Below are 24,091 nucleotides of genomic sequence, written 5' to 3' on the forward strand. Positions count from 1 at the left end.
ACACCTACCGTGCCATTGCAGGGTTTTCCGATTATTTCCGTAGGTTTGATTGGGAATCGGCGGTCGCGCGCCGGGCATCGTAACGGCCACGGGCGCCCTCCATGTCGTCGTGGTGCTCTACGGCCCAGTCGATCAGTCCCCAAACCCGCTCGAGCAACGTGCGGCCGAGCGGCGTCAGCTCGTAGTCGACGCGGGGTGGCACTTCGGCGTACGAGGTTGCACAAGGCTGTCCGCAGCGTGAAGCACCGGCTGACACGTTGGCTGCGCGTTGCGCACCGTGAACGAGGCGATCGAGGGCGCGGCCGGCGAGACCGTACCGGCCGCCCCCGTCACAGCCGAGTACGTGGCCGAGGAGCGCGACGGGATGGTCCGCGCACTCGCCTCAGCGATCAAGCCACGGTCGCGGGCCACCCGGACCAACCCGTCCGCAGGGACCGGCGAGAGATCATTTATTGGTACGCGTTCGCCGGTGCCTGCACCAGGGCGGCGCGCCTATGACGTCTCGACGTTGTCGGACGCGGTTGCGCGTGTTCGACGCTCTGCGATCAGCACGGAGTCGAGCAGGCCGGGAAACAAGGTGTCGAGGTCGTCCCGGCGCAGCCGTACCAGCCGGGATCGGCCCTGCACGGTCGTCCACGTCACGCCTGCCTCGCGCAGCACCCGGTAGTGGTGCGACAGCGTCGTCTGGTGCACGTCGATCTTCCCGCCGATCGCGTTGCAGGCGTCCTCGCCCATCTCGCCGGCCCTGTCCGCGCCGCTCATGGGCGCGCTCACCAGCGGACTGGACAGGCGCTCCACACTGCTCATCGCGTTGAGCGTCTTCGTGGCCGGCAACGCCATCACGGCCCTGGGCACCGGCTACGAGGTCGTGATGATCGCCCGCATCGTCACCGCGATCGGGGCCGGGATCATCACCTCCGCCGCATCCAGCACCGCGGCGGCCATCGCACCCCCAGACCGCCGAGGCAGTGCACTCGCCGTCGTCCTGGGCGGCCTCACGTTGGCGACGGCGTTGGGCCTTCCCCTCGGCACCCTGATCGGCCGCGCCGACTGGCACGTCACTCTGTGGGCCGTCGCCGGGATCGGCCTCGCCGCGGCCCTCGGAATCGTCATCGGCCTACCCAGCGTGAAGCTCCCCGCCGCATCGCTGAGCGACCGGCTGCGCCCGCTCAGGCAGGGCCGGGTCCTCGGGCTTCTGGCTGTCACCACGCTGCTCTTCCTCGGGGTCTACATCCTCTACACCTACGTCGGCCAGGCCCTCCAGGGGGCGACCGGCGGCTCCGAGTCGCTGCTCACGGTCATTCTGCTGGCCTGGGGAATCGGCACGCTGGCCGGAAATATCATCGCCGGACGCCTGGTCGACCTGCACAACCCCGCGCATGTGCTGACCGGGACCCTCCTCATCGCCGCCGTTACCCTGGCCCTCACCCCCGCGGCGACCGCCGCCCTGGCGTCCGCCCCGGTGTGGGCTGCGATCTGGGGTGCGACCGTGGGCGTCATCGCCGTACCCCAGCAACACCGGCTCATCGCCCTCAGCCCGGCAGCGGCCCCCGTTCTGCTCGGCCTCAACTCCTCGGCCATCTACCTCGGTGTCGCCCTCGGCGGCGGCCTCGGTGGACTGGCGCAGGAGTGGCTCGCCCTCGCGCCGGCCATGCTGGGGCTGCCCGCCGCCGGCATCACCATCCTGGCACTGCTCCACCACCTGACCACCGCGCGCCGCCACACACCCGCGGCGGTTTCGGTCCGGGCGTTCGGGGATGAATCCGGTGCTCCTCGCCGCGATAACAACGGTGGGGACGTTTCCGCAGGTCGTGTTGCTCGCTAAGTGGCTTCCTGTCAAGCCCTCCGGGGGTCGTGGGCCACGCCGAGTGACTTTGCGGCTGGTTCCACGAACCCTGCGGAGGGCCTGGATAGGTGTCGCTAGGCGCTGAAGCTTGCCGTTGTGGGATGGACGTGCGCGCCATGGCCGGCGGGGATGGTCATGCCAGGTGTGAGGCAGTACGGGTCGGCGTAGACCCGGACGTCGCGGTCGGTTTGGTTGTTCAGCTGGTGTGCGCCCGCGGGCAGCCGGTGGCAGCCGGTGGGGTTGTCCCAGGTGATCAGCGGCGAAAACTCATGGGAGAAGACGACGACCTGGCCGGTGACGGCCTGGGCGGGGACTGCGGCGCCCAGCAGGGCGAGGGCGAGGGCGGCGCCGGCGAGGGCGGCGGCCGTCCGGGGGCGAGGCATCATGCGGTGCTCCTGACTTCTTTCGCGAAGGACAGTTCCGGGGAGCCGGCCCGGTCTCGTGTGGTGAGCCGCGCCACCGGTGCGGCGACCGGCGGGGGTGGTCAGGGGATGCTCAGGTAGAAGCCGGCGTCGGCGGGCTGCTTGGTGTCGCTTTCGTTGACCGCGACCAGGATGGTGTTGATCTGGCTGCCGCAGTGGGGGTGCGGGGTCCAGATGCCGTAGGTCTTGTTGTAGTCCCGCCACGGGGTGACGTGCACGACCTCTTGGCGCAGGTTGATGTCGTCGCCGACGCGGACGCAGTAGCGGCCGGTGCTGTGCCGTGAGACCGAGACGATGTTCTTGCCGTGGTCGAGAGTGCCGTCCCGTTGGACGGCGGCGGCGGCCTGGGCGTAGGGCGAGGGCGCGGCCGCGTGGGCGGCGGTGGGTGCCAGGATCGCGATGCCGGCCAGTACTGCGGCCGCGAGGCGTGCGCGCGTCTTCGTGGTGATCATGTGTCCCTCTTCGTCATGGCGCGGCGCGATCCTCATGGTGAGTCCCGCCCCGCGATCGCTACTGTCAGTAGTCATTAAACTACAAAGAGTAACCATGCCAAGGTAACCGAAGACCGTCACGACGGCCAGCAGGAGCCTGCCGGGAGGCAGGAGCTTGCTGATGCGGCCCGACAGCAGCGCACCGGTCAGCCCGCCGATACCGAGGCCGGCCAGGACCGTGCCGGTGATACGCGCATCACCGCCGCGTTCGCCGACGAGCACGATCAGCGGGATCAGGAACGCTCCGCCCAGCAGGTTGAGGATCATGACCGCTGCGGTGACCTCCCGCAGGCCATGCTGGCGCCACAGCCACGCGATGGCCTCAGCCGCTTCCCGGCGCATGCTACGCCGGATGGGTCGTTGCTCCTCGCCATCGTCTCGTGCGGCGGATTGCGGCTCGTCCGCCGGGCGGCGCGGCACCTTCGCAAGGGCGTAGAAGAGCGTGGCGGCAAGGAAAGTGATGGTGTCGACGACGAAGGGAACCGCCCGCCCAAGGCCGTACAGCAAGCCGCCGAGCGGAGGGCCGATCAGCCCGGCCGCGTGGGTACGGGCCTCCTCCTGCGCATAGGCACTGTGCAGTTGGCCTGAGGGGACGATGCCGCGGATCGCCGTGCCTTGGACGGGGCCGATGAACGCGGCGCACAACCCGTCCAGCGCTGCCAGCGTGACGAACTGCCAGACCTGTACATGACCGGTGATGATGAGCGCCGTCAGCAGCGCGGAGACCACCGCCTGAAGGCCCTGAGCCGTGATGAGCGTGCGGCGGCGGTCCCACCGGTCCACCCAGACGCCGGCCGGCATCTGGATCGCGAGGAAGGCGACCGTACGGGCTCCAGCGACGATGCCCGCCAACCCGGGAGAGCCGGTGAGCGCCAGCACCAGCAGCGGCATGGCGAGCCTGGTGAGCTCCGACCCCAGCTGGGAGACCGCGCTGCCGGCCCACAGCAGTTGAAAACGCACGTTCTTGCGCAGCGGGACGGTGTCGGTCACGAAGCGTCTTCCTTGGATGCGAGGCGCGGTCACCTGGCATGAGGCGCACTGCTGGAGGTGAAGGCTGCGCCGGTTCCGGTTCCGGTTTCGGACAGGTCGGGCGGGACCCGGAGAAGGTACCTATCGGAGATGACGCTGTCTACTGAAGAGAACGGCCCCTGTCGGAAGCGGACCCATGAAGACGGTTGTCTCCCTTCGGCGCAGAACCAGCCGGTAGAGGCACCGTATCGTCAGCTCTGTCAGCGATGTGGTGCCATCGTCGTGCACACCCTCGACCGACTCGGCCGCAACCTGCGCGAGGTCCTCAACCTCGTCCACGACCTGGCCGAGAAGAACATCGGCCTCCGGTCGCTGGCCGACCCGCTCCCGATCAACACCACCGACGAGGGCATGGGCCGCATCGCCTTCCTGCTGGTGGCCCTGTTCGCCGAGATGGAACGCACCTTCACCTCACCTCACGCACTGAGCCGTGCCGGCGCGGTGGCGTCCTTGGGTTCCAGCCGCAGCACCGGCAGGAGAGCGGCCGCGTGTACGAGTGACAGCGTGATCTTCGTCCCGGCGAGGGCTCCCGAGCGTCTCCGCCGTAATCACTCGTGAGCGGGCCATTCGTCGGCCAGGAGCGCGTATGAGAGACCGTCGAGCCATCCCTTGGTGCGGTGGAGTGAGTCTCTCACCGTGTGCTGTTCGCGGCGCATCCCGACCCGCTCCATCAGCCGCCACGAGGGTTCGTTGTCGTAGAAGCAGTCCGCGTGCAGGCGGCGCAGGCCGAGCCTCTTGAAGGAGATGTCGATGAGGGCGCGTACCGCTTCGGTGGCGTAGCCCTTGCCGCCGTAGGAGGGGTCGAGCGTCCACCCGAGCTCTCCCTGGACGCCTTCCGCCTGCTCAGCGACCTCTTCCTGGGCCCAAGCGTCCTGGACCTTCAGTGTCAGGTCGCCGATCACCCGGCCGTCCAGTTCGACGACGAGCAGGTCTGCGAGCCGCTCCTCGCGAAGGAAACGCTCACGGTAGTCGTCGTAGGTCTCTGTGGCGGCCGCGACCCATTCGTGAGTCTCCGGCAGCTGCCGGTAGGCCCAGGTCGCGTCCAGGTCGTCGGGGGCAGCCCGGCGCAACAGCAGCCGCTCGGTGGAAATCGGCCAGTCCAGCGTGTCAAGAGGGTGACGCATGGGCCCTCATACTGACAGCGGGCTGTGGTGATACACAAACGGATTACTGCGGACGACGTCTCCGACAACGACGCGGCGATCGCCCCGCAGGGTCAGGCTGCGCCGCGCGTACCTGACATCGCGGCGTCTGCGCGCCGAACCTCACCCGGACGTCTCGCTGAGCCGGACCGCCGCGGCGGTCCGGCGAATGAGCTCGGCGAACGCGCGGACCCGACCTGTCTCGCGGCTGACCGGCCACAGCAGTCCGTACTCGATCGGTGGCGCGTCGTCGAAGGGGACCATCACGACCCCCGGATGCGAGTAGTACCGCGCGGCCCTGAGGGATGCGGGTGAGACGCCCTTGCCCGCGCCGACCAGCGAGACCGCCTCCTGCCAGTAGGCCGCGCCCGGGCCGTGCGGGATGGGGAGCCCGGACGGGGTGTGGCGGGGGTACATGGCGTCCAGCCAGTACTGCGGGATGCGCTCGCCCGTCATGGGAATCAGCGTGGTCCGGGCGAGATCCTCGACCGATACCGAAGGGCGTTCGGCGAACGGATGCCGTGCGGGGACCATGAGCCCGCGCGGCTCGGCGAACACCACGGCTCCCACGGCGATGTCGGGCTCGCGAATGGGAAACTCGGTGAGTTGCAGATCGATCTCGTCGGCGCGCATCGGACCCAGGGGATCGTTGAGCTGAACTTCCCGGATCTGCACCTCGGCGTCGGGACGGCGGCCCTGGAAGAGGTCGGCGGCCTGGATGACGGCCTCGCCTGACCACGAGGCCGAGAAGCCCACCCGGATCCGACCGGCGAAACCACGCGCGAGGGTGTGTGCCTGCTCAACCGCCCGCTGGATGCGGTGCGCCGAAAGTGGAGTTCCTCAGCCAGCGTCAGGAACGTCTCGATCTCGTAGCGTTCCATGACGCCCGCTCCTCATCGGTGAGCCAGGCTCACCAGACCTGGACGACTTCTGTCTTGATTCGGACATTCTCCGCCATTGATTCTGGACGGGTCCAATCACGCACCATCCACCCAGGAGACGATCATGACGGAGATCCCTGTGTTCCTGTCTGCCGTGGAGCCTGCCGCTGGGGACATCGGTGCCGCGAGCCCGCGATGAGCCTGCCCGCACAGGTCGCGGCGACCTGTGATCCGTTCGCCGAAGACCCGTCGTCACCGGCACGATCAACGAATACCACCGCACCGCTTGGCCGTAGCTCAGGCCACGTCATTCAAAATTCGAGCGGCACACCCTTGGGTGCCCGGCTCAGTCGAAAGTGAGCGCGCCCAGGTCTCGGAAAATCTGTGCGAGACCGCGGATGGCAGGGGTCTCCGCGTCCGCGCGCCAGACCAGGCCCCAGCTGATGGGGCGGGCGTCCCGGAGGGGCAGGTAGGCGATGTCGGGGCGGGCGTTGTAGCGGATGGCGTGCCAGTGAACGGGCTGGACGACTTGGCCGTCGGCGATCAGCGTGGCCATCTCGTCCCAGGTGGTGATCGGCGCAGTGCGGGTGACCGGGCGGCCCTTGGGCGTGCTGAAGGGCACCGCGGTGTCCTCCCAGTAGTCGGGCAGGGTGATCGAGGGCCCGCAGACGCCGTAATGGGCAAGTGCTTCGAGGCTGGCCGATCCACGCTCGACCAGGTCGTGGTCGGCGGCCACCATCAGGGCCCGGGGTTCGGTCCAGATGACGGGGCCGGCGGTGAGGTCCGGTTCCTCGACGGGAAACCAGCTGATCAGGGCGTCGATCGCGCCGCTGCGCAGTGGTTTGAACGGTTCGATGAAGAGGTTGTGCCGGATCTGCAGGCCCCACTGGGGGTGCCGGGCGCGGAAGGCGTCCCAGAAAGGTCGCAGGTCGTAGGCGAAGCTGGGGATCATGCCGACGCGGAGCACGCCGGTCTTGCCCTGGGCGGCCAGGCTGGCTCGCCGCATGCTCTCGTGGAGTTCCCGGTAGACCGGCCGGAGGTCGTCTCTGAGCTGCTCGCCGATCGGCGTCAGCCGTACGCTGCGGCTGGTCCGGTAGAACAGCTCGGCGCCGATCTTCCGCTCCTGCTGCTTGATCACCTGGCTGACCCGCGCGTGGGTGATGCGTAAGCGCTCGGCGGTTCGTCCGAAGTGCAGCTCTTCGGCGAGCGTCAGGAAGATCTCGATGTCACGAAGCTCCACGTTCGCCTTCCATCGGTAAGTCGCGCTTACCGGAGCATAGCGAACTGCGTCGTTGATCCTTATCACCCCGAAAATCCATCATTTGGAGAGCCGCCATCCAGCGGATTTGAGGGGAGAGACCATGACGCATCGACCGCGAGTTGTGATCATCGGCGGCGGATTCGCCGGTTACAACGCTGCGCGGGTTCTGAACCGCAAGCACCGGCGGGAGATCGATGTCACCCTGCTGAACCCGACCGATTTCATGCTCTACCAGCCCTTGTTGCCGGACGTGGTGGCCGGGATCGTGCACCCGCGCCATGTCGCGGTGTCCCTGGCCGCCGCGCTGCCGTACACCCGGTTGGTGCCCGGAACCGTCACCGGGCTGGACGCCGATCAGCGAGAGGTGCGCTACGTCGACTCCGAGGGCCGATCGCGGCAGGTCGGCTACGACCGGCTGATCGTCAGCGTGGGCGCGGTGAACAAGGTTCTGCCGATCGAGGGCAGCCAGGCCTACAGCCACGGCCTGAAGGGTCTGCCCGAAGCCCTCTATCTGCGCGACCACATCATCCGGCAGGTTGAGTTGGCCGCCGTCGCCGAAGACCCGGAGGAGCGGCGGGCCCGGCTGACCTTCGTCGTGGTCGGCGCGGGCTACACGGGCACCGAGACGGCCGCGGTCGGGCAGTTGTTCACCCGGTCCCTGCTGCGCAAGTACCGGAGCTTGGCCGGCGTGCCGGTGCGCTGGATCGTCGTGCAGTACGACGACCGCCTCCTGCCCGAACTGCGCCCTTCCCTGGGCAGGACCGCCGAGCGGGTCCTGCGCAAGCGCGGAGCCGAGCTGCGGCTGGGCACCACCGTGCGCAAGGCCGCACCGGATGGAGTGCTGCTCAGCGATGGCGAGTTCGTCCCGGCCAGGACCATCGTCTGGACGACGGGCGTCCGGCCCGACCCGGTCATCGATACGTTCGGCCTGCCCACCGTGGGCGGCAGGATCCAGACCGACGAGTACATGGCGGTGAGCGGCCACCCGGAGATCTACGCCGCCGGTGACGCGGCCGCCGTGCCTGACCTGGCCGGTCCGGGCGAGATCACCCCGATGACGGGGCAGCACGCCGAACGGCACGGCAAGGCCGTGGCCCGCAACGTCGCGGCCTCGCTGGGATTGGGCCGGGGCGCCAAGCCGTACCGGCATCGGCTGCTGGGCTTCCTCGTCGACCTCGGCGGGTGGCAAGCGGCGGCGGACCCGCTGGGCGTGCCACTGTCCGGAGTGGCCGCGAAGCTGGTCACCCGCGGCTACCACCTGTACGTCATGCCGGGCAACCGGATCCGGGTCGCCGCCGACTTGCTGCTGAACGCGGTACTGCCGCGCCAGGTCGTGCAACTCGGCCTGGTCAGGGCCGACGCCGTACCGCTGGACAGCCCAGACCCCGAGCTCCCCCGGCGGGTGTTCCCGACCCGCTCGCCACAGGGTGAGCACGCCGAAGGGGTCGTCCCCCTGTCCGTAGCCGGAGGCATCCATGCCGATCAGCGCTGACATCCAGATCCACGCCGTGAACGTCCTGGTCACGGCTCCGGCGCGGCCGGACTACGGGCGGCGATCGCCGCCGCCGACGCCGGTTGCGAGATGCTCGTCATGAGCAAGCGCGCCCGAACGGACTCCCACACCGAGCTCGCCGCCGGGACGGTTCGCGAGCTCGCCGGCCCGGGCGCCGCCTTCTCCCGGCTCCCCGACGGCCGCCTGGACCAGCAGTTCTTCGGCCCGCACATCTGTCGGCGCACCTGCTTCGCCGGCGACCGGACCGGCCGTGCCGTACTCCAGCCCCTCGTGCGCAAGAGCGAAGGCATCCCATGCGGGAACGCTGCTAGTCACGGAGGTGCTGCACGCCGACGGCGAACGCTTCATGGCCGCCTACGACCCCGAACGTCTGGAGCTCTCCACTCGCGACCGGGTCGCACCGGCCTGCTACACCGAGATCACCCAAGGCAGGGGCGGACCGCACGGCGGGATATTCCTTGACATCTCCCCATCAGAAAAGGCCCTGATCCTGGAACGGCTGCCACGCATGTACCGCCAGTTCCTGGACCACCAGCTGCTCGACATCTCCACCACCCCATGGAGGTCGGCCCCACCTCCCCCTGCTCCATGGGCGGCGGCGTCGTCGGCGCCGAGACCACAGCCACCGACCTGACCGGCCGGTACGCCGCCGGCGAGGTCACCGCCGGAGTCCACGGCGCCAACCGCCTCGGCGGCAACCCCCTGGCCGGAACCGTTCTGGGGGCCATCGCTCGCAGAGAGACCAGGGACTGCCACAACCGCAGCGACCACCCGGAGCTGGACGAAACGCTGACCAAGACCCTCGAAGTCTCGGTGGACGACCCCGAACTCCTGGCCGGCAGCCGCGCCCTGCTCGAACCCACCCCCGAGCTCGTCCGCCCTGGCCGCGCTCACCCCGACCTCGACCCGACGGGTCGACTCACCTCATAGAGGAGATCTCCACCATGATCCTGGTAACCGGCGCCACCGGAAACGTCGGATCCCACGTCGTCACCCAGCTGATCGACGCCGGCGAGAAGGTCCGCGTCCTCACCCGCAACCACGGCGGCCACTCCTTCCCCGATCAAGTCGAGGTCGTGCCCGGCGACCTCACCCAGCCGGACACCCTGTCGGAGGCGCTGGACAGCGTGGAGCGGGCATTCCTGTTCCCCGTCTTCACCGGGCTCGACGCCTTCCTCGACGCGGCCCGGCTGTCCGACCTGCAGCACGTCGTCCTGCTGTCCTCCGCGGCGGTCACGTACACCACACCTTCGTGGATCGGCGAACAGCACCTGAGCCTGGAACAGGCCGTCGCCGCCTCCGGGCTGGCGTGGACATTCGTCCGCCCCGGCTTCTTCACGACCAATGACCTGGCCTGGGCGCCGCAGATCAAGGCCGGCGACGTCGTCCGCGGCATATACGGCAACGCCGCCATGGCCCCGGTCGACCCGCGCGACATCGCCGCCGTCTCCGTCCGGGCACTCCTCGATGAGCGCGTAGGCGAGTCCTTCCTGCTCACCGGGCCGCAGTCGCTGACGGGGATCGACCGGGTGCGGATCATCGCCGAGACGATCGGGCGGCCTCTGCGCTTCGAAGAACTGCCTCACGAGCTGTTCCGGGAGCAGATGTTCCACCACGGCATGCCTGCCCCCGTGATCGACGACATGATCGTCGGGCTCGCCGAATGGGACGGCAAGACCGCACCGATCCTGCCGACGATCGAGGAGATCACCGGGCGGGCGGCCTTCACCTACGCCCAGTGGGTCACCTCCCGCGCGCAGGACTTCGGCCCGGCGCCGGCCTGACGCTGCTCACCCCATCTGCTGTGCCCATATACGACCAGAAAGGGACAACCGCCATGATTCTGATCACCGGAGCCAGCGGCGTCGTGGGACGCCAGGTGATGGGCCAGCTGCTCCATGGCGGCAGCGCCGTCACCGCGGTCACCCGCGGTCCCGGCGAGGCCCAGCTCCCTGGCGGCGTGAGAGCCGTCAGCGGAGACCTGTTCCGTCCCCAGTGGATCGAGGCGGCGTTGGAAGGGGTGGAAGCCATCCAGATCAGCCCGCGCGCCACCGGCCCCGGCCTCGGTGACCTGCTGAAGCTGGCCGCCAAGCAAGGCATACGACGTGCCGTGCTGCTATCGGCCACCACCGTGGAGTATCCAGCCGGGGAAGCCCGCTTTGCCGCCCAGTTCAAGCACGCCGAGGACCTCGTCACCAGCTCCGGCCTGGACTGGACGATCCTACGTCTGTCCGACTTCGCCGCCAACGCCCTGGCCTGGGCACCCCAGATCAAGGCCGGTGACGTGGTGCGCGGCGCGTACGGCCAGGCCGCCACCTCCCCGATCCACGAAACCGACATCGCGGCCGTCGCCGTACAAGCCCTCCGCACCAGCGCCCACGCGGGAAAGGTCCACACGCTGACCGGGCCGCAGTCACTCGACCAGTTCGAGAAGGTGCGCCTCATCGGCGCCGCCATCGGCCGGTCGCTGTCGTTCCAGGAGCTCCCGCCCGATCAGGTACGGCAGGGCCTGCTCGCGCAAGGGCTGCCCGAAGAGGTCCCGGCCCGCCTGCTCGGCTCCCTGGCCGACTACGCCAACCACCCGGGCCCCACCACCGCCACCGTCGAAGAGCTGCTGGGCCGGCCCGCCCTCACCTTCGCCGCCTGGGCACACGACAACGCACGCACGTTCGGCGGCTGATCACCACCCGGCAAAGTGGGCCACCCCCCGGTACCGGGGGGTGGCCCACTCGCGCTACCACCGAATACGGGCCAGAGCCGTCCTTGAAGCGGAGAGGCTGCGGCTGAGCCTGCCTCCACGTGCGCCGTGAGGCGCTGAGATTTGAGTGGAGGTGAGAGACCGGGGGCAGAGATTGGGAACGGAATCCGGCGCTGACGGGATTCTCCCAGGTCAGCGACCCCTTGCCATCGCGGCCGGGCCGGCCGGATGGTCAAGGCCGGCGGACAGCAGGTCGAACGCCTACCCGATCAGCTCGGAGCCCGGCGCGTCACGGCCGGCGGCGCGCCACGTGTTGACCTCCGCCGGCACCGCGCACAAAGTGAGCGAAGCCACCAGATACGGCCGCGGATCAGCTGCCAGGTCGACGCCCATCCGGACGCCGATCAGCCGCGCTACCGCGGCCCGCCGCGTCGCGGTCAGCACCGGCAGGTCGGCCGGGTGCGCGGCGAATCCCTCCAGCACCCGCGCGATCTGCTCGTCCGCGAGCGAGAGCGCGATGTCCTCCTTCGAGGCGAAGTACCGGAAGTAGGTCCGCGGCGAGACCTCGACCGCCTCGGCGATCTGGTCGACGGTGGTGGCGCCGAAGTCGTGGGCGCAGAACATCGAGCAGGCGGCTTCGCCCTGGGAGGCGTGCGCCGACGCGCCGCAGCTCGAATGCGCCACCGCCGCCGTGCCGCTCGACTACGACCGGCCTCGGGGCGCGACCGTCACGCTGGCGCTGGCCCGCGTCCCCGCCTCCGACCCCGCCGCCCGGCAGGGCTCCCTGGTGGTGAACAGAGGCGGGCCTGGCTGCTCGACCATCGAGTACCTCCAGTACATCGCGGCCGGCCGGCTCACCAGCCCGGTGGACGGCACGGTGCGAGAGCGGTACGACCTCGTGACCGTTGACACGCGCGGCAGCGGTCGCAGCACGCCGGCGGTGCGCTGCTTCAGCTCGCAGGCCGAGGCGGACACGTTCGCGAAGGGTGTGCCGAACGTGCCAGTGACCGCCGCCGAACGCGCGGGCGCTGGCCGAAGTGGCGGCCGAGCGGGAGCGGGTGGTGGCGCCCCTCGGCACGCTGCGGGCGTACGAGACAAGCGTGTGCTCGTACTGGCAGAGCAGGAGCGGCGAGCGGCACCGCGGGCCGTGGTCCGCGCGGACGGGCGAGCCGGCGCTCATCGTGAACGACCGGTTCGACCCGGCGACGCCGATCTGGTCGGCGCAGCGGGTGAACGCGCTGCTGCCGGGCAGCCGACTGCCGGTCAACGAGGGATGGGGGCACGTGGTCACGCAACAGTCGACGTGCGTGGCGCAGGCCGTCTCCCGCTACCTGGTGGACGGGGCGCTGCCCGCCCCCGGCGCCACGTGCCGGCCGGACACGGTGCCGTTCTCCTAGCCTGGCTGCTGCCTGAGGGGAGGGCGCGGACGGTGAACGCCCGCATGAACGCAGCGTGCGAACGAGGCGCTCACCGGTGTCGGGGCGGCACCTCTAGCACGCCCGGACCCCCCGTTCACCTGTGCCGCGACCGCCGTGGGGAACAGCCGGACGTTCTGGGGCTTGGCATGACGGCCGGGCAATTCGGGCGGCAGTAGAGGCCGGTGGTGGTGGCGACGGAGACGTGGAACCAGCCGTCGAAGCGCGGATCACGGCTCTCCACGGCCGCGAACGCGACGCGGAGCTTCCCGGCTGCCCTTGCTGATGTGCTCATGGCGCGCCACGGCCTGGAAGCGGCTCAGTGGCAGCGGATCCCTTGGCGGTGCCGGGACCGGCGGGGTCCAGGAAGCGGGCGCCCGGTCCGGGCGCGCGGTAGACGCCCTCCGGTGGTAGATGGGTGTGCCCCGCGGCGCATTCGAGAACGACCTTCACCGGCTCCTCGCACGCGGTGCCATCGTCGGCGAGCCTGTGCCGGACGATGACCGACGGCCCCTGGGGGTCCGCGAGGTACTTGTCACCCCATTCCAGCAAGGCGATCAGCGTGGGCCGCAGGGCATGGCCCTGCTCAGTGAGGTGGTATTCGAAGCGCTGCCGGTCGCCGGGCTCCTGGTAAGGGGCGCGTCGCATCACTCCGGCCGTCACGAGGGTGTCGAGCCTGGCGGCCAGGAGGTTGCTTGCCATGCCGAGGCGTGCCCTGAACTCCCCGAACCGGCGTGCGCCGTCCAGGGCCTCGCGCACGATCAGCAGCGACCAGCGTTCGCCCACCACCGCGAGGGCGCGGGCCACCGAACAGTTCACCGGGTCGATCCGCCGTATCTCCACGGGCCGATCGTACCCACCTGGGTTGACAATCTCCATCCAGCCTTCGTAGGCTCCCCGGCGCTGAGTTGAGAAAATAAATTCAGGAGGCGGGCCATGCCCATGCTCGACGTGTACATCCCTGACGGCGCGCTCCGGCCCGACGCCGAGGCGGCGCTGCTGAACCGGATCACCGAGATCCTGATCCGCTACGAGGGATTCGACCCCGCCGACCCGGTGACCCGCGGCGTCTCCTGGGTCTTCCTGCACCGGCCTGCCGCCGTCTACGTCGGTGGATCGCCCGCGGACGCACCGCGCTACAAGGTCGTCCCCTCTGTCCCCGAGGGGCAGCTCGACGACAAGACGCGGGCGGGCGTCATCGCCGATGTCACCGAGGCGATCCTGGACGCCGAGAACGGCGCCTGGCCGCGCGATGCCGGCCGGATCTGGGTGTTCCCCACCGAGATCCCCGAGGGCCACTGGGGCGGGCACGGCCAGGTCAGGCCGCTCGCGACGATCCTCGCCCGGCTCACCGGCCACGACAGCGAGCAGGCCCGCGCGCTCGCCGTCCGGCGCATCTCCGCCAGCCGCGCCGAGCACGCCCGCCTGCCGTAGTCGGTGCCCTCATGGGCGCTCGGAGCGCAACCCTGCCGTTGAACCGCTGCTCAGGCCATGTAACTCAATATTCGAGCGGCACACCGATCCGTAGGAGGTGGCACACGCCGAACTCATGACGGCATGGACCCAGCAGGGCCTCACGCGGGAACCCAGATGCACCACTTCGCGGGACGTCACCCAGCGTGTGTCGCATGCCATCGCCTCTCGGGCCGATAAGCCCGCTGACGCCCCCGCATACCTCGCCATCGGGATCGAGCACATCCGCTCCCATCAGAGCGGCTGCAACCCGGGTTCCGGGTTGCAGCCGCTCATTCACCCCAAGGTCGCCAGGCCGGCGGGCAGAGCGCCGTCGCCGGGCTGGTGTTGTTCAGGCCCTTTGCTGCAGTTCCCCGCTACGGACCGCCACGTCGTCGATCTGGAACGCGGGACCGGCGGTGCTCGCCTTCCAGACGAAGGTCCAGTCGACGCGGGTCGCGCCCGCGGGCGCGGTGAACGTACCGGCCGCTTCGGTCCAGGCGCTCTTCTGCGCCAGGGAGATGGCGTCGGTACGCAGCACCGTGCCGGACTCGTCGCGCCAGCGCACATTCCACGTGACGGCAGGCATCGTCGCCACGGCCTCCCGGTACCACAGCGACACGTCGTAACTCTTACCGGCGATCACCCCGCTGTATCCGGGGAAATTGTCAAGCGCCACCGCACTGCCGGACCCCTGGGTGCTGGTCATCTCCAGCGAGCCCGTACCGCCATGCGCGCCGCCGGTCCGGTGCGCCAGGCCGGCCCCGTACCACGCGGCGTACGGCGCGGTCGAGCCGGACTCGAAGTCCTGCTCGGTGATCGGCGGCGGAACGGGCGTGCCGCCGTCGAAGGTGCTGCCGGCGTCCTGGCCGTACTGGGGGCCGATCCACTGCGCGGGCGAGATGCGCTTGCCCATGTCGGTGACCCTGAACTGCCACGGTCCTGTGTAGGTGTTGTCGTGCCAGGAGTTGTTCGACCTGTGGACGATCGACTGCTGGATCACGTCCCCCTTGTACGGGGACCAGTCCGGATAGGTGCCGAAGTTGGCCAGCAGGGCCATGTGGCCGCAGTACTGCGTCGGACAACCGCCGTTGACCGCACTGGGGTCGAAGGTGAAGGTGTTGTGGTGGACGTCGACGTTCTTCGTCCACCAGCGGCAGTCGGTGTAGAGGGGCTCACTGTTGATGGCAGGAGCCGAGCACTGTGAGGTGTTGGTCGGCCCGACGAGCAGCGTGCAGTCGCGGGTCGTCGAGGCTGGGCTGTTGCAGAACCGGTCGGCGTTCGCCCACGCGGTGATGCCGCCCCAGTTGTTCTCGAGCAGGTTGCCGGTGATCTCGATCTTGCTGGTCCGCGCCTTCACGCGGGGCTCACCGTCCGCCTCGGACAGGTAGATCGCCGCTTCGGGGAACGGGTCGCCCTTCGTCGCGCGCTCCGAGCCGGAGGCCCAGGCGTTGCCACGAATGGTGTTGTTCCTGATCACGGCGTTGTAGCTGATCTCATAGAAGATCGCGAGCGACTCGTTGTCCTCGATGAGGTTGTCCTCGATGAGGAAGTCGTTGTTGTTGGTGTCCGCCCAGATCCCCGGACCGTGGTTGCCGTGGACCCAGTTGCCGGTCACGTCGGCGCCGTTCACCGCCCAGAACTTCATGCCACCGGTGCATCCGCACCCAGGCTCCTGCTGTTCCCAGTCGTCGGTGTTGTTGCCGGTGAACTCGTTGCCCGCCACGACCAGGTCGGTGATGGTGTTGCCGGCCTTGTACGCGTTCAGGCCGTACTGCCCGTTGTCCTTGAAGCAGTTGCCACGGATCTGGTTCCTGGCCCCGGCCATCAACGCCGCGCCGGAGTTGTCGCGGAACGTGTTGTGCTCCACGACCCAGCCGTCGGCGGAGTCGTGGTTGACCACACCCTCATCGCGCGGGGCGACGAAGCCGGTGATGGTCAGATACCGGATGGTGACGTTGGTCGCACCCTGGCTGAACGCATACTTGTTCAGCCGCTTCCCGTCCAGTACCGCGCCGGGCGCGCCGATGAACGTCGAGCCTTCGCCGGGGTAGATCTGGGCGTACTCGTGGGCCTCCAGGGTGTGCGTGCCGGTCTCGAAGTAGTACGTGGTGTTCGCCTGGCGGAAGTTCACGCCGCTGTTGTCGCCCGCAGGGACGACGACCGCGCCGGGGGGTGGTGTGGCCGGGCCGTTGAGCGACGAGCTGCCGCAGACCGCCGCCTTTGCCGTCGTCGAACCGGTTGCCGAGTCGACCGCAGCGGCACTCGCCGGCGTGACGCCACCCATGACGACCGCGGCGAGGGCCGCTAAGGCCACTGGCCAGGTACTTCGCATTCCTCTTTCTCCTCCACGTTTGACCGGCCTTGACCGCAATGGACAAGTTGGCCGTCGCACTGTAGCGGGGGCTCGCGTCCACCCTCAAGATCAAACACGGAGAGAGGGCGGCGGCGCCTGAGGGTCACCAGATCGAATCGCCACGCGAATCGCGTGCTCAAGCCGCTGATCGCCGAGGGCGGTGGGCTCCCATCGATGAACGGCCATGAGTGAGCTGCGCTGACGGTTCTGGGATGTTCGCCGACGATCGTGATCATCCTTGGCGGTTGTCACGCACGGGCCGTTTCCGCACGGATGGCGAACGGCACATGGCTGCTCGCGCGCACGCACGAGTACAGGCTGATCAGGACGACGGGGAGAATCCCCGCCACGCCCAGGACGTGCACGCGCGCGTCGCCACCTCCATCGCAACAACACATACACGCGTCTCAAGAGGATCGCGTCGACGTGCAAGAAGTCGCAGGCGAGCAGCCCTTTCGCTTGCGGGTGTAGAGATGTCCGCCAGGAGGTGTCGAGGCTTCGGGGAGCCGGACCGTGTCGGCACGAACGCAGGATCCGTCGCACGGTCGCTGCACTGACCTGCAAACCGAGGGCCACTGGCCTGAGTCTGCTGTCCGCCATCCAGCAGACTCAGCAGCCAGAGATCGTCACCACCGCACAGCCGATCTGAAACGAAACACACCGCATGTGGTGTCCCTGATCCTCACGACCAGCTCACCAGGCGGTCAGGCCCCGGGAGCACACCGCCCGCCTCATCCAGCGCGCGGTAATGGCCGTAGCCCTGGCCTTGGACGAGCAGCGGAACTTCGGCCGCCGCCCACAGCGCCCTGGCCGTCGCGCCAGCGTATCCTGCTGAATCAGCACCGAATAGCTTCGAATATCACACCCTGGTCGCCGGGCCGCCATAATTGCCGATGTACGTGATATCAGTTCGTCATCACGTACATGAGCTAGACGGGCGCGGCCTTGCCGCGTTGCGGACAAGAATAGGCGTCATGGCTCCAACCATTCCGGGCTGCTGAACTTGATCAGTCGACGCACATCGCCTCGTGGGTGGACTGGAAGACCCATGTGCCGCCACCCGGAGAGGTATAGATGCCGGAAGTGTGATAGGTCCCAGGGGTGCAGTCGTGGCCGACCGCGAGGACGGCCTGCCGGGCCCGCCGTTCGGCCGCCGCCACCCCCTCCGCGTAGGTGTTGCCCGCCCCCACAACGGTGGCGTTGCGGGGAGTGTCATAGCCGTCGGCGTGCGCGGCCGCGGGCGTGACTGCCAGGCCGGCCGCCACCGCTGAGACGAGGCCGAACCGGCGGAGCCAAGTGACTTTTCGCATGCTTCTCCTTAGAGGGACGGGCATTCGATCGATCAATGTGAATTCAGCGCAGAACGATATGGCGGTGGCGTCGACCACTTGGTCACAAGAATCTGGCGGCCGTTGTCCTCATGGCGGAGAACATGGCTGAGGGCGCTCAGGGCATTACTCATTCAGTTGATTTTCGACTTGTCGGGTCGTGCGCTTCACCCTCGCACGCCGGTCACCGTCCGCCTCGGGGTAAGCCGGCCCGGATACCGGCGGTCCGGTCATGCGACTGTGCTGCCGAGTCGCCCCCCGAGTGTCGCTTCGAGATCTACAAACATGCATACTTTGATCGCTGCCAGGGCCGCTGTCAACGGTTGGGACGAAGCCCTTTCCGCTGCGAGTTTTCGGGCTCGGGGGAGGCAGAGTTCATTCTGGCCCATATTCCGAACGTTGCGTCCGAGTCAGAGCTGAAAGGCCATTGTCGCCGTATCCCTGCTTGGCGAAATTGTGCATGCCATGCTGCGCCTTTTCGGTCGCATGTGCGGGTTCTGAGACGGCCGGTTCGGCCACCTCGCACCGGCATTGATGAAAGTTTCATCGGCGTACGGTCGCGCCGCCTTGTCGGCGACCGGCCAGAGCACACCCGCCGTATCACCCGGCTGGCCGATATCGGGTATGAGCCCGTGCGCCGCCCCTGGCAATCTCTCTTTGTCACCTCTTCACGAAGGCACGGCTTCGAATCTCTGCAAATACTGGGCATTCCGGTTGGATGGCCCTTTGCCCCCGGTGAAGGATGCGAATGCGCAAACGAATAAGGCCGGCCGCCGCCCCTCCTCGTCCGCGACGCATCCGTGCTCGGCCTCCGAATGGCAGCCGATCGTCAGCGCCTTGACCATGCCGAACTCGTACACCACTCCCGTGGACGCAACCGCGCTCCCCCGGCAGCCGGCGCTGCGCACACTGTGCCGGCGCAGCAGCCGCACGGTCTCCGGATCGAGTGCCAACGTTCTCCGGCCGGCCGCGCTCTCCGGCTCGCACCGGACCAGCCCCTCGTCGGTGTGCACCAGCTGATGGGCGATGGTGAGCTCGCGCCGCTCCGGGTCGACGTCCACCCAGCGCAGCCCGGCGACCTCCCCGCGCCGAAGTCCGCGCAAGGTCACCAGCAACCACGGCACGAACACTGCTGGTGGCGGTGATGGTCACCCCGGCCGACCGTCCCGACCGGGACATCGCCCGGGATCTGCTGCGGCGGGTCCGACTGACCCATCCCGAACTCACGTTGGCTTGGGCCGACAGCGCCTACACCGGCGCCCTGGTGGGCTGGGCTCGCGGCGAACATGGTCCGCCGCGAGCGTCCCTCCTGCGTGAGCGCCTTGTCCACATGCTGCTGATCGCGGGAACGGGCTCACCCGCTGCGGTGGCGCTCAGGTCGACAACGGGGCTCGGCTGTGGGCCGGGGCGCTCTACGCGAGTGGTCAGGCCTGGTCGTGGAGCTGGGCGCGGGCGGTCTCGGCTTGTTCGACGATGGTGGCCAGCACCGGCGGGGGTACGTCCTTGTCACGGAAGGTGTCCACGAGCTGGTCCAGGACGACGTCGGCCTGCTTGAGGTCACCGGCGCGGGCGTGGGCTCGGGCCAGGCGGCGCATGGTCTCGTTCAGGGTGATGTTGTCGACGCCGGCGTCGGTTCCGGGGTCCAGGGTGGTCTCCACGACCGCGCCGAGCTGGGCGATGCTGGTGTCGGTGTCGGCGGGCCGCACTTCGATGCCGTCCTCGCCGAGGGTGAGGAAGTGGCGGCCGGCGTTGGCGCCCTTGACCATCCGTGCGTACACCGCGAGGGGGTGGTCGCCGTGGTCGGCGATGAGGGTGTCCAGGGCGGCGTTGCCCTCCTGCAGCTGCGGGGCGTCCGAGCCGAGCAGGGCCAGCAGGGTGCCCTGCTGGTGGCCCATCAGCAGATCGCCGGCCCGCTGATCCTGCTCGTCGCGCGGCGGGCTGACCTCGATGGCGTACTCGGGGGAGGTGACGGTGGAACTGTCGGGGGCCTTGCACAGGGCGCGCAGCCGGTAGGTGCCGGGGGTGGGGAAAGTGAGGCCGTCGGCGCCGTAGCCCACGTAGGCGCTGTCGTAGAGGGCTGGGGTGGAGGCATCCAGGGTGACCTGCTGGTCGGGGCCGCCGCAAGCGCGGGCGATCGGCCGGAACGGGCGGACGTTTCCGGCCGGGTCGGTGATGAGGATGGTCAGGTTGTCGCCGCTGGGGCTGAGGTTGGGGAAGGCCTCAGCCTGGCTGGTGCTGCCGTCCAGGGACAGCTTGATCTCGGTGACGACGGGTTCGCCATGGGAGAAGGACGCGCGTCCGGACAGCTGCAGCCGCAGTCCCGACCGGCTGGGCGGGGGCAGCGCGATCGGTTCCTCGGCCTGTTTGGCGGCCGACGTCCCGAACTTGCGGCCGCCCATGACCACGTCCCAGAAGTAGCCGTGGCGCAGGTGCCGCAGCTCGTTGGGGGTGAACTGCCACAGGAACGCCGCCCAGAAGGCGGCCGTGCCCTTCTCCCCGTTCGGGCCCTCGTACAGGTGTTCGTAGTTCATGAACGACAGGTCGCCGTAGCCGTTGCGTGGGCCGAGCGGCTGCGGGGGGACGGTCAGGTTCTTCTCCCAGGAGTGGCACAGGTTGAGGGCGTGGCCGATCTCGTGGACGTGACTGTGGATTTCGGTGCGGGCGGCGGACGAGCCGCCGCCGAGGAACATGGCTATCCCCTGCCGCTGGAAGTTGTCCGTAGCTGCGTTGTCGAACATGATGCCCACGGCGGCGGGGACGTCGGCGCTGCTGGTGGCAAGCAAGCTCCACAGCTTCCACTGCTCGGTGTTTTTGTGGCCGCTGAAGTGTTTGAGCATCGCGGCGTGCAGTTCGGCGTTGGACCACTTCAGGTCCTCGGCCGCCTCGGCGACGGGAACCTCGTTGGGGGTGCCGGAGACGCGCAGTTCGATCCCGGCGTCGGCCAGGGCCGACCGGACTGTGATGATCTTCTTGTCCAGGCCGGGTGGGCGGGGATCAAAGACGGTGGCGTACTGGCCGCCCATCTGCATCCCCGTGACGGCGTCGATCTCCCAGTCGATGCTCCGCAAGAACCGCGAGACGTAGGCACAGGGGTAAACGGTGTTGGCCCCGCTCGCGTCGGTGATCGTGACGGTGGCGGTGCCGCCGGGAGCGAGCTTGTCGACCGACACCGACATCTTCTTGTTCGTGCGCAGGGCGGATTTGGCGATGCCGCTGATGACGGCGGGCAGCGTGACGGCCTGGCCACCGTCCAGCACGAAGGAGTCGTAGTAGGCGCCGCTGCTGACGGAGAACAGGTCTCCGCTGACGACGGGAAGCGTGCCCTGCAGATCGATGCGCAGGTCGAGCTTCATGTCGCCGCTGGTGCCGGAGAAGCGTCCGGCGGCCGGCAGCCGGAGCTTTTGGTAGTCGGCGGGCAGGGCGCCGAGCCCGGCCACCACATCGCCGTAGGCGCCGATGCTCCTGGGGCCGGTGATCCAGTCGAACTGCATCGCCTGGTCACCCTTGATGAACAGCGTCTGGTAGTTGCCGTAGGCGACGTGCATCAGCACGGCGTGGTCGAAGTCGCCGCTCCACTGCGCGGGCAGCTTCTTCCAGCCGGCCTCCCTCAGCCCCGAGATGGGGCCCTGATAGCCGGTGCCGCTGTTCCAGCCGATGTTCACGCACTGGTCGCCCTTGAGCAACAGCACCCCCCAGGCGTTGGGCTGGTAGTCGTGCATCTGCATGATGACGTCGACATCGCTGCGGAATTCCTTGGGCAGGTAGGGGCCGAAGCCCGGCAGCTCGGTGACCAGCCCGATGTACCGGGCTCCCTTTCCCTCCGCCCAGTCCATGCACATGTCACCCGCGATGAAGATCATGCGCAGTGTTCCATCGGACGTCGGCACCCTGAGGACCGCTTCGCTGCAGCTCGCGATCAGCTCGTGCAGCCCGGCCAGCTTCCCGCCGAACGCCTCCGTCAGCGGCCCCTCCGACAGCAGCCGCGTTTCGTCGATCTGCGCGACCCGATCACCTCGCAGGAACATCGCCTTCCACTGCGCCTCCCGCGTCGGGAACACGCCGGTGAACCCGGTGATCTTCGGTCGTAGGAACCCCATCTGCGCCTCCTCGCCGGGCCCAGCGGGCCCACGCCGCTGACGCTAAGAGAGCACGCCAACACTGACAATGAGCACAAACTGTCAGGTCGGGCCGAAACGAACCGAACGGCATTCCCCTTCCATTGCGGGCCATCCCTTACCCCAGATGGTCCCGCACTCAGCCACGCCTGAGGGCCACCCCCGCCCCCTCCTGGCCTGGCGCAAAGCTTCAGAACCCGAGATCGAATGCGGCCGGGCCCTTCAGCAGGGTCGTGTCCGATGTCGGACAGCGGCCGTCCCTGGTGGATGTCCTCGGGGCGGCAGTGGATGCGACGCGTGGCGGCGGTCACAGGAGCAGCCGTCTGCTGCCGGTAGGACACGATGAGCAGGAGCGATCGTGACGCGACAGGCTGCCCTGGCGCTGTTCGAAGGGATGTCTCATGACAGAAACCCGCCCCGCCCTGCCCAACGCCACCACGCCGGAATGCCAGGCGAGGCGCTCGCCGAGGCCAACGCCTACCGGGCCAAGCACCACGCGCCGCCTCTGGTCATGGACCCCGAACTTGACGCCTACGCGTTGGAGCGGGCCTCCTCCCGCTCCGAGCAGGAGATGCTCGCGGCGGGTCGCACCGGCCTGCGCGCGCAGACAGGGGAGAACATCTTCTGGGGCGGTGATGCTGAAGCACTGCCCGGTTCGAAGGCGGTCAAGAAGTGGTACGACGAGATCGCCGCCAAGGACTTCACCGCGGCCCGGTTCTCCTCCGGCGCCGGCCACTTCACCCAGCTGGTGTGGAAACCCAGCACCAAGGTCGGCGTCGCGGGGCAGCCGGGCGATGCTTCGAGACGTACATCGTGTTCGTCTTCGACGAGCGCGGCAACATGGAAGGCGCCTTCGCCGACAGCCGTGGCGGCAAGAGCGGCTTGGCTTTTGTCGATGACCAGACAAAAGTCAGGACGTACCTGTCTTATCCTCCGGCGCCCAGAGCTGTCACCGCCTGGTCGACCACCTCGGGCGCCAACACGTGCTCGATCACCATGACCGCGGCGCCGGTGACGCCGGCACGGTCGCCGAGCTCGCTGGTCAGGATGCCGAGGTGCTGCGTGGCCAGGGGCAGGGACCTGCTGTAGATCACCTCGCGGATTCCTGCGAGCAGGTGCTCGCCTGCCGCTGCAATGTCGCCGCCGACGACGATGAACGAGGGGTTGAAGAAGTTGACGACCCAGGCCAGGACCATGCCGATCTCCCGGCCGGCCTGCCGGACTGCCTGGACCGCCCGGACGTTGCCCGCACGTACCAGCTCGACGACGTCGCGGCCGACGGAGGCGTCCTCGCCTGCCTCGCGCAGGCGAGCGGCCAGAGCGCCGCCGCCCGCCACGGCTTCCAGGCATCCGGTGTTGCCGCAGCGGCAGACGACATCCTCGAACGACGGGACCCTGATGTGTCCGATGTCGCCGGCCGCTCCTTGGGCTCCGCGATGGAGGCGGCCCTCGCTGATGATGCCGCAGCCCACACCGGTGCCGACCTTGACGAAAATCATGTGCTGGACCTGCGACCTGATCGCCCAGTACTCCCCCAGTGCCATCATGTTCACGTCGTTGTCGACCAGCACGGGCGCGCCGAGCCGCGCGCTCAGCCATTCGGGCACCGCGAAGCGGTCCCATCCGGGCATGATCGGCGGGTTGACGGGCGTGCCGCTCCCGTGCTCCACCGGCCCGGGCAGGCCGACGCCGATGCCGCACACGTCGGCGAGGCTGCGACCGCATTCGCCGAGCAAGTCACGAAAGGTCTCGACGAGCCAGGTCAGCACGGGCACCGGACCCCGGTCGATGGGCAGCTCGGCACTGCGCTCAGCGAGCGGATCGGTCGCAAGGTCCGTAACGGCGAGGCGCGCGTGCGTCACGCCGAGATCCGCCGCGAGCACGACACGTGCGCTCCGATTGAACGCGAACGTCGTCGCCGGGCGCCCGCCGGAGTGGATCGCGTCGTCGGTCGGTGCCACCAGGCGCTGGTGCATCAGAGCGTCCAGCCGGAGCGAGAGCGTCGAGCGGGCCCATCCGGTGAGCTGGGCCAGCTCGGCGCGAGTGCGCGGCCGTCCGTCGCGCAGGATCGAGAGCAGGGCCCCTGCTCCGGCGGCCGAGCCGCCGGCGTCGATCAGCGTGCTCTCAGTCAACACCTGCTCC

The 24,091-nt window shown here is 68.8% G+C and carries 26 protein-coding genes and 1 pseudogene; 11 read left to right on the forward strand and 16 right to left on the reverse strand.

Features of this window, described 5'->3' with window-relative positions; genetic code table 11:
- Nucleotides 1-31: 31 nt before the first annotated feature.
- Nucleotides 32-256 (reverse strand): winged helix-turn-helix transcriptional regulator, encoded by a 225-nt coding sequence (locus ACBJ32_RS48620; RefSeq protein ID WP_375132689.1) that lies wholly within the window; start codon nt 254-256, stop codon nt 32-34.
- Nucleotides 257-492: 236 nt separating this feature from the next.
- Nucleotides 493-807: an ArsR/SmtB family transcription factor gene (locus ACBJ32_RS48625; protein WP_375132690.1), complete on the reverse strand. Its 315-nt coding sequence runs from the start codon at nt 805-807 to the stop codon at nt 493-495.
- Between ACBJ32_RS48625 and ACBJ32_RS48630 the strand changes: the two genes are divergently transcribed.
- Nucleotides 761-1,825, forward strand: a complete 1,065-nt coding sequence (locus ACBJ32_RS48630) for an MFS transporter (protein ID WP_375132691.1) — start codon at nt 761-763, stop codon at nt 1,823-1,825. The genes ACBJ32_RS48625 and ACBJ32_RS48630 overlap by 47 nt on opposite strands.
- Nucleotides 1,826-1,920: 95 nt before the next feature.
- On the opposite strand, the gene ACBJ32_RS48635 is transcribed toward ACBJ32_RS48630, so the two are convergent.
- Both ACBJ32_RS48635 and ACBJ32_RS48640 read right to left on the reverse strand, forming a co-directional pair.
- Complete coding sequence (locus ACBJ32_RS48635; protein WP_375132692.1) at nt 1,921-2,232, reverse strand: hypothetical protein; 312 nt, start codon at nt 2,230-2,232, stop codon at nt 1,921-1,923.
- Between the two features lie 98 nt (nt 2,233-2,330).
- Nucleotides 2,331-3,749 (reverse strand): MFS transporter, encoded by a 1,419-nt coding sequence (locus tag ACBJ32_RS48640; RefSeq protein WP_375132693.1) that lies wholly within the window; start codon nt 3,747-3,749, stop codon nt 2,331-2,333.
- A 129-nt stretch (nt 3,750-3,878) separates the two neighbouring features.
- On the opposite strand from ACBJ32_RS48640, the gene ACBJ32_RS48645 reads away from it, so the two are divergent.
- Entirely contained in the window at nt 3,879-4,346 is a 468-nt protein-coding gene (locus ACBJ32_RS48645; RefSeq protein WP_375132694.1) for a recombinase family protein, read from the forward strand.
- On the opposite strand, the gene ACBJ32_RS48650 is transcribed toward ACBJ32_RS48645, so the two are convergent.
- From ACBJ32_RS48650 to ACBJ32_RS48660, 3 genes are all read right to left on the reverse strand, one after another.
- Nucleotides 4,337-4,912: a GNAT family N-acetyltransferase gene (locus ACBJ32_RS48650; protein ID WP_375132695.1), complete on the reverse strand. Its 576-nt coding sequence runs from the start codon at nt 4,910-4,912 to the stop codon at nt 4,337-4,339. The genes ACBJ32_RS48645 and ACBJ32_RS48650 overlap by 10 nt on opposite strands.
- Before the next feature lie 141 nt (nt 4,913-5,053).
- Nucleotides 5,054-5,686: a LysR substrate-binding domain-containing protein gene (locus ACBJ32_RS48655; RefSeq protein ID WP_375132696.1), complete on the reverse strand. Its 633-nt coding sequence runs from the start codon at nt 5,684-5,686 to the stop codon at nt 5,054-5,056.
- A 471-nt stretch (nt 5,687-6,157) separates the two neighbouring features.
- Nucleotides 6,158-7,051, reverse strand: a complete 894-nt coding sequence (locus ACBJ32_RS48660; protein ID WP_375132697.1) for a LysR family transcriptional regulator — start codon at nt 7,049-7,051, stop codon at nt 6,158-6,160.
- 121 nt (nt 7,052-7,172) lie between these two features.
- Between ACBJ32_RS48660 and ACBJ32_RS48665 the strand changes: the two genes are divergently transcribed.
- The 5 genes from ACBJ32_RS48665 (at nt 7,173) to ACBJ32_RS48685 (ending at nt 11,265) form a co-directional block, all read left to right on the forward strand.
- Nucleotides 7,173-8,564 carry an NAD(P)/FAD-dependent oxidoreductase gene (locus ACBJ32_RS48665; RefSeq protein ID WP_375132698.1) on the forward strand — a complete coding sequence of 464 codons (1,392 nt, stop codon included), beginning with the start codon at nt 7,173-7,175 and terminating at the stop codon, nt 8,562-8,564.
- A 90-nt stretch (nt 8,565-8,654) separates the two neighbouring features.
- Nucleotides 8,655-9,047, forward strand: coding sequence for a hypothetical protein (locus ACBJ32_RS48670; protein ID WP_375132699.1), 393 nt, complete (start codon nt 8,655-8,657; stop codon nt 9,045-9,047).
- Between the two features lie 96 nt (nt 9,048-9,143).
- A complete protein-coding gene (locus tag ACBJ32_RS48675; RefSeq protein WP_375132700.1) occupies nt 9,144-9,515 on the forward strand; it encodes an FAD-binding protein in 372 nt (123 codons plus the stop codon).
- Between the two features lie 14 nt (nt 9,516-9,529).
- Nucleotides 9,530-10,369 carry an SDR family oxidoreductase gene (locus ACBJ32_RS48680; RefSeq protein WP_375132701.1) on the forward strand — a complete coding sequence of 280 codons (840 nt, stop codon included), beginning with the start codon at nt 9,530-9,532 and terminating at the stop codon, nt 10,367-10,369.
- 53 nt (nt 10,370-10,422) lie between these two features.
- Nucleotides 10,423-11,265 carry an NAD(P)H-binding protein gene (locus ACBJ32_RS48685; RefSeq protein WP_375132702.1) on the forward strand — a complete coding sequence of 281 codons (843 nt, stop codon included), beginning with the start codon at nt 10,423-10,425 and terminating at the stop codon, nt 11,263-11,265.
- 279 nt (nt 11,266-11,544) lie between these two features.
- On the opposite strand, the gene ACBJ32_RS48690 is transcribed toward ACBJ32_RS48685, so the two are convergent.
- Together ACBJ32_RS48690 and ACBJ32_RS48695 are read right to left on the reverse strand one after the other, a co-directional pair.
- Nucleotides 11,545-11,967, reverse strand: coding sequence for a TetR/AcrR family transcriptional regulator (locus tag ACBJ32_RS48690; protein ID WP_375132703.1), 423 nt, complete (start codon nt 11,965-11,967; stop codon nt 11,545-11,547).
- Nucleotides 11,968-11,985: 18 nt separating this feature from the next.
- Nucleotides 11,986-12,258: a hypothetical protein gene (locus tag ACBJ32_RS48695; protein WP_375132704.1), complete on the reverse strand. Its 273-nt coding sequence runs from the start codon at nt 12,256-12,258 to the stop codon at nt 11,986-11,988.
- 62 nt (nt 12,259-12,320) lie between these two features.
- On the opposite strand from ACBJ32_RS48695, the gene ACBJ32_RS48700 reads away from it, so the two are divergent.
- The gene (locus ACBJ32_RS48700) at nt 12,321-12,680 is read left to right on the forward strand and encodes an alpha/beta hydrolase (protein WP_375132705.1); all 360 of its coding nucleotides are present in this window, start codon (nt 12,321-12,323) and stop codon (nt 12,678-12,680) included.
- Between the two features lie 115 nt (nt 12,681-12,795).
- Here the strand turns inward: ACBJ32_RS48700 and ACBJ32_RS48705 are convergent, their stop codons facing one another.
- A complete protein-coding gene (locus ACBJ32_RS48705; RefSeq protein ID WP_375132706.1) occupies nt 12,796-12,993 on the reverse strand; it encodes an Ada metal-binding domain-containing protein in 198 nt (65 codons plus the stop codon).
- Nucleotides 12,990-13,541 carry a winged helix-turn-helix transcriptional regulator gene (locus ACBJ32_RS48710; protein WP_375132707.1) on the reverse strand — a complete coding sequence of 184 codons (552 nt, stop codon included), beginning with the start codon at nt 13,539-13,541 and terminating at the stop codon, nt 12,990-12,992. Before ACBJ32_RS48710 ends, ACBJ32_RS48705 begins: the two co-directional genes overlap by 4 nt.
- Before the next feature lie 93 nt (nt 13,542-13,634).
- Here ACBJ32_RS48710 and ACBJ32_RS48715 point away from each other — a divergent pair, with 93 nt between their 5' ends.
- Nucleotides 13,635-14,132, forward strand: coding sequence for a hypothetical protein (locus ACBJ32_RS48715; RefSeq protein ID WP_375132708.1), 498 nt, complete (start codon nt 13,635-13,637; stop codon nt 14,130-14,132).
- 370 nt (nt 14,133-14,502) lie between these two features.
- On the opposite strand, the gene ACBJ32_RS48720 is transcribed toward ACBJ32_RS48715, so the two are convergent.
- The 3 genes from ACBJ32_RS48720 to ACBJ32_RS48730 all read right to left on the reverse strand — a co-directional run bounded on the left by ACBJ32_RS48720 (nt 14,503) and on the right by ACBJ32_RS48730 (nt 18,958).
- Nucleotides 14,503-16,485, reverse strand: coding sequence for a right-handed parallel beta-helix repeat-containing protein (locus ACBJ32_RS48720; protein WP_375132709.1), 1,983 nt, complete (start codon nt 16,483-16,485; stop codon nt 14,503-14,505).
- 1,028 nt (nt 16,486-17,513) lie between these two features.
- Nucleotides 17,514-17,816, reverse strand: coding sequence for a hypothetical protein (locus ACBJ32_RS48725; RefSeq protein WP_375132710.1), 303 nt, complete (start codon nt 17,814-17,816; stop codon nt 17,514-17,516).
- Nucleotides 17,817-18,502: 686 nt separating this feature from the next.
- Complete coding sequence (locus tag ACBJ32_RS48730) at nt 18,503-18,958, reverse strand: hypothetical protein (protein WP_375132711.1); 456 nt, start codon at nt 18,956-18,958, stop codon at nt 18,503-18,505.
- A 20-nt stretch (nt 18,959-18,978) separates the two neighbouring features.
- Here ACBJ32_RS48730 and ACBJ32_RS48735 point away from each other — a divergent pair.
- Nucleotides 18,979-19,053 (forward strand): annotated as a pseudogene (locus tag ACBJ32_RS48735) (hypothetical protein); the annotation flags it as partial.
- Between the two features lie 205 nt (nt 19,054-19,258).
- Here ACBJ32_RS48735 and ACBJ32_RS48740 read toward each other — a convergent pair.
- Nucleotides 19,259-21,931 carry a hypothetical protein gene (locus ACBJ32_RS48740; RefSeq protein ID WP_375132712.1) on the reverse strand — a complete coding sequence of 891 codons (2,673 nt, stop codon included), beginning with the start codon at nt 21,929-21,931 and terminating at the stop codon, nt 19,259-19,261.
- A gap of 376 nt (nt 21,932-22,307) precedes the next feature.
- On the opposite strand from ACBJ32_RS48740, the gene ACBJ32_RS48745 reads away from it, so the two are divergent.
- Nucleotides 22,308-22,949: a CAP domain-containing protein gene (locus ACBJ32_RS48745; RefSeq protein ID WP_375132713.1), complete on the forward strand. Its 642-nt coding sequence runs from the start codon at nt 22,308-22,310 to the stop codon at nt 22,947-22,949.
- Here the strand turns inward: ACBJ32_RS48745 and ACBJ32_RS48750 are convergent.
- On the reverse strand, nt 22,876-24,081 hold the full coding sequence (locus ACBJ32_RS48750) for an ROK family protein (RefSeq protein WP_375132714.1): 1,206 nt from the start codon (nt 24,079-24,081) through the stop codon (nt 22,876-22,878). The genes ACBJ32_RS48745 and ACBJ32_RS48750 overlap by 74 nt on opposite strands.
- Nucleotides 24,082-24,091 lie beyond the last annotated feature (10 nt).

Source organism: Nonomuraea sp. GTA35, assembly GCF_041950525.1.
Classification (GTDB): domain Bacteria; phylum Actinomycetota; class Actinomycetes; order Streptosporangiales; family Streptosporangiaceae; genus Nonomuraea.

Bases quoted from the DNA above. Each gene is read 5' to 3' on its own strand.
- ACBJ32_RS48645 (WP_375132694.1), top strand. From the start codon at position 3,879: ATGACGCTGTCTACTGAAGAGAACGGCCCCTGTCGGAAGCGGACCCAT.
- ACBJ32_RS48720 (WP_375132709.1), bottom strand. From the start codon at position 16,485: ATGCGAAGTACCTGGCCAGTGGCCTTAGCGGCCCTCGCCGCGGTCGTC.
- ACBJ32_RS48715 (WP_375132708.1), top strand. From the start codon at position 13,635: ATGCCCATGCTCGACGTGTACATCCCTGACGGCGCGCTCCGGCCCGAC.
- ACBJ32_RS48630 (WP_375132691.1), top strand. From the start codon at position 761: ATGGGCGCGCTCACCAGCGGACTGGACAGGCGCTCCACACTGCTCATC.
- ACBJ32_RS48675 (WP_375132700.1), top strand. From the start codon at position 9,144: ATGGAGGTCGGCCCCACCTCCCCCTGCTCCATGGGCGGCGGCGTCGTC.
- ACBJ32_RS48725 (WP_375132710.1), bottom strand. From the start codon at position 17,816: ATGCGAAAAGTCACTTGGCTCCGCCGGTTCGGCCTCGTCTCAGCGGTG.
- ACBJ32_RS48665 (WP_375132698.1), top strand. From the start codon at position 7,173: ATGACGCATCGACCGCGAGTTGTGATCATCGGCGGCGGATTCGCCGGT.
- ACBJ32_RS48635 (WP_375132692.1), bottom strand. From the start codon at position 2,232: ATGATGCCTCGCCCCCGGACGGCCGCCGCCCTCGCCGGCGCCGCCCTC.
- ACBJ32_RS48740 (WP_375132712.1), bottom strand. From the start codon at position 21,931: ATGGGGTTCCTACGACCGAAGATCACCGGGTTCACCGGCGTGTTCCCG.
- ACBJ32_RS48650 (WP_375132695.1), bottom strand. From the start codon at position 4,912: ATGCGTCACCCTCTTGACACGCTGGACTGGCCGATTTCCACCGAGCGG.
- ACBJ32_RS48670 (WP_375132699.1), top strand. From the start codon at position 8,655: ATGCTCGTCATGAGCAAGCGCGCCCGAACGGACTCCCACACCGAGCTC.
- ACBJ32_RS48680 (WP_375132701.1), top strand. From the start codon at position 9,530: ATGATCCTGGTAACCGGCGCCACCGGAAACGTCGGATCCCACGTCGTC.
- ACBJ32_RS48685 (WP_375132702.1), top strand. From the start codon at position 10,423: ATGATTCTGATCACCGGAGCCAGCGGCGTCGTGGGACGCCAGGTGATG.
- ACBJ32_RS48705 (WP_375132706.1), bottom strand. From the start codon at position 12,993: ATGAGCACATCAGCAAGGGCAGCCGGGAAGCTCCGCGTCGCGTTCGCG.
- ACBJ32_RS48625 (WP_375132690.1), bottom strand. From the start codon at position 807: ATGAGCAGTGTGGAGCGCCTGTCCAGTCCGCTGGTGAGCGCGCCCATG.